This is a genomic window from Micromonospora sp. 15K316 (assembly GCF_004348525.1).
Taxonomy (GTDB): Bacteria; Actinomycetota; Actinomycetes; order Mycobacteriales; family Micromonosporaceae; genus Micromonospora.
Map to the genome: position 1 here is coordinate 1 of NZ_SMKG01000366.1, position 3,073 is coordinate 3,073.

Annotated in this window: 4 protein-coding genes and 1 riboswitch; of the genes, 1 reads left to right on the forward strand and 3 read right to left on the reverse strand. The window is 70.5% G+C overall.

From position 1 onward, the window contains the following. Both E1211_RS31415 and E1211_RS31420 read right to left on the reverse strand, forming a co-directional pair. On the reverse strand, positions 1–275 hold a 275-nt coding region (locus tag E1211_RS31415), incomplete at its 3' end, for a hypothetical protein (protein WP_207915588.1). Between the two features lie 171 nt (positions 276–446). Continuing rightward, positions 447–812 (reverse strand): MarR family winged helix-turn-helix transcriptional regulator, encoded by a 366-nt coding sequence (locus E1211_RS31420; RefSeq protein ID WP_132353762.1) that lies wholly within the window; start codon positions 810–812, stop codon positions 447–449. Between the two features lie 175 nt (positions 813–987). Between E1211_RS31420 and E1211_RS31425 the strand changes: the two genes are divergently transcribed. Continuing rightward, a complete protein-coding gene (locus E1211_RS31425; protein WP_132353764.1) occupies positions 988–1,653 on the forward strand; it encodes a carbonic anhydrase in 666 nt (221 codons plus the stop codon). Positions 1,654–1,728: 75 nt separating this feature from the next. Here the strand turns inward: E1211_RS31425 and E1211_RS31430 are convergent, their stop codons facing one another. After that, positions 1,729–2,745 (reverse strand): hypothetical protein, encoded by a 1,017-nt coding sequence (locus E1211_RS31430; RefSeq protein WP_132353767.1) that lies wholly within the window; start codon positions 2,743–2,745, stop codon positions 1,729–1,731. Positions 2,746–2,748: 3 nt separating this feature from the next. Then, a riboswitch (cyclic di-AMP (ydaO/yuaA leader) is annotated at positions 2,749–2,880 on the reverse strand. Between the last annotated feature and the right edge of the window lie 193 nt (positions 2,881–3,073).

Consider the following 3,073-nt stretch of genomic DNA (forward strand, 5'->3'; position numbering starts at 1 on the left):
GCGAGGCTCGGCCGGCGGGCCGGGCGGTGCGCGGGGGCGTCGGCCGGGGCCAGTCGCTCGGCGACCGGTGCGATCTCGGGTCGCAGCACCTCGACCTGGCTGCTGACCGCGGTGGGCTGGAGCTGGGCGGCGGTGGCCGGCGGGCCGGCCGGTGCCGGGGCGGCAACGCCGAGGCCGACGGCGAGCGCGAGCGCGGCCACGGCAAGGCGGGTCATCTCGCCCAACGAACGCAGCGCGACCCGCCAGGTGGGGCGAGCGGACGCTACGGACAACACGTGACCAACCTATCGTCCCGGGCCGCCGGGCGCAGCACGACGGAGCGCCGGGCGGCGTGACAGTGCCCACCCGTCCCCATCGGACGGACGTTCGCCGGTGGGTCGACTCGGGTTCCTTGACGTCGGGGCATCCGCCGCTCGGGCGCCCCGACATCAAGGAGTTCGCGTCGATCAGGCGTCCAGGTCACCGTTCCCGGTGTCGTCGCCGGCGATGGCGGCCTCGGGCAACTCGGTGAAGAGGGCGAGCAGGGCGCCGACCTCTTGATCGGCCTCCGCCGGATGGCGGAACCGACCGGCCGGGTTGAGGGTGTACTCGTTGCGGCGTCCCACCCGTGTCCGGCTGAGATAACCGCCGGCCTCCAGGTCGGCGACGATCGCCTGGGCGGCACGCTCGGTGACCCCCACCTCGTGAGCGACGTCCCGCAGCCGGGCGGTGGAGTTGCGGGCGATGGCCAGCAGCACGTGTCCGTGATTGGTGAGGAACGTCCAGTTCCGGGGGCTGCCGTAGCCGCTCTCGGTCGTCGCCATGGCCGTCATCGTAGGGCCCGGGCTCGTCCACCCCATGCCGTCGACCGTGACCCGTCCGCGAATACCTGAAACGCAAATCACGTATACCTTGACGTGTCTCCGGGTGGGTGTGACCGTGGACCGGAACCCGCGGTGGTGACCGTGGGTGGCCAGGTCGATCGCGTAGGGAAGTCGAGGTGCGGGGATGAGTGGAGCCGAAGCGGCGGTACCGCGTCCGGAGCGGGCGCTCGTTGAGCTGATCGAGGGCAACCACCGATTCGTCACCGGCACCCCGAGCCATCCCAACCAGGACGCCGGCCATCGCGCCGCGGTCGCCGACGAGCAGCATCCGTTCGCGGTGATCGTCGGCTGCTCCGACTCCCGCCTCGCTGCGGAGATCATCTTCGACCGTGGGCTCGGCGACCTCTTCGTGGTGCGTACGGCCGGTCACACCACCGGGCCGGAGGTGCTGGGCAGCGTCGAGTACGCGGTCACGGTGCTGCGCGCACCGCTGGTCGTGGTGCTCGGGCACGACTCGTGCGGCGCCGTGAAGGCGGCCCGGGAGTCGCTCGACAACGGCACGCCGCCCACCGGTCACCTGGGCGCGGTGGTGGACGCCGTGCTGCCCAGCCTCCGCCGCGCCACCGCCGAGGGGGTGGACGACCTCGGCCGGATCATCGACATCCACATCGCGCAGACCGTCGAGGCCCTGCTCGACAACTCGGCGGTGCTCGCCGCCGAGGTCGCGCAGGGGCGGTGCGCGGTGGTCGGGATGTCCTACCAGCTCGCGGCCGGCGAGGTCCGCCAGGTCGCCGGGGTGCTTCCCGCCCAGCCGGGCCCCGATCCCGCGCCGGCCACCACGGCGGGCTGACCCGCCCCGCAACGCCCCGGGAAGCGAACGGGCCGCCCCGCGACTGCGGGGCGGCCCTTCTGTTCTAGGCGGTCGCTACAGGAGCGACATGTGCACGTGGTCCGTGTGGTTCGACGGGCCGCTGTAGGACTTCCATCCGGTGGCCGGGAACCAGATCTGCCGGTTCCAGATCACGTAGTAGATGCCGAGCCGGTCGGCGTTGCGGATGAGGAACGCGGCGACGTTGTTGCCGTACATCCGGGTGTCGTCGTTGTGCCAGGGGGAGAAGCCGCTCTTCTGCAGTGACCAGTCGCAGGCCCGGCCCTTCGGGTGCTCCCACGGCCCCCCTGGTCGGTAACAGCCGACGAACCGGTTGAAGCCGGCCCGCTTGACCTCCTTGTACGCGTGCAGCGTCCGGGGCGTGACGCAGCCCGAGGTGGTCGGGTCGTTCTCGCTGCACGACTCCGGCTTCCAGTCGCCGTCGGCCGTGCGACCAGGGCCGATCTTGGCCACCGGCGAGGTGGCCGAGACGAGGCCGCCGGTGAAGCCCTTACCGCCGACCAGAGCCAGGGCCTTCTCCGCCTCGCGCTTCTGCTTGGCCATGATGGCGGCCTGCTTCTGCTGCTCGCGTACCTCGGTGTCGATCGCCAGCTTGGCGAGCTCGGCGCGGTGCTTCACCTCGTTGATCCGGGAGAGCTTCTGCGAGTTGACCATGTTGAGTTCGTCGAGGCCCATGACCCGCTCCACGAAGGAGTCGGGGTCGTTGCTCGACAGCAACATGCCGACCGCGCCCATCCGCCCGGTGCGGTACGACTGGGCCGCGACCTGGCCGACCTGCGGCGCCAGCGCGTCCAGCTCGGCCTGGGCCCGCTTGACCTCCAGCCCCAGTTCCAGCTGGCGCTTCTTGGACTTCTCCAGCTTGGTCTTGGCCGAGGCGTAGTTGCGGTTCGTCGTCTCGACGACGTCGGTGAGCAGTGGTGGGTCGTCGTCCTCGTGCCCGGACGGGGTGGCCGGCTTGGGCGCGGCGGACACCGGGAGGGGCCCGGCGAGCACGGTGAGCGCGGCGATCACGGCCACCACGGGTGTCAACCAGCGGCGTAGGGGTGCCGTCACAGTCTTCCCTTCCGTCGACCGCCGACCGGGTTAGCTGACGGGTTCGGGGCGGAAGTGGCCCCTACCGCTGACGCGGATTCACCCCAGGTACCTGGGTTCCCGGCTCGCCCCACGGCGATTGGGCGGTGGTACCGCAGGCGCCGCTGCGCGCCTTCGGCGGTAACCGGCAGCGAGGTTACCTGAGAGTCGTCCGGGGGAGCTACGCCCGGATGCCGACTAAAAGCGTCATTTCGCCATAGCGCCTGTCTCTTATACACCTCTAAAAAAAATAGTAACCAGCAACTGCAGAACAACGTGCAAATCGAATACCTTTGTGCGTACATGAGCG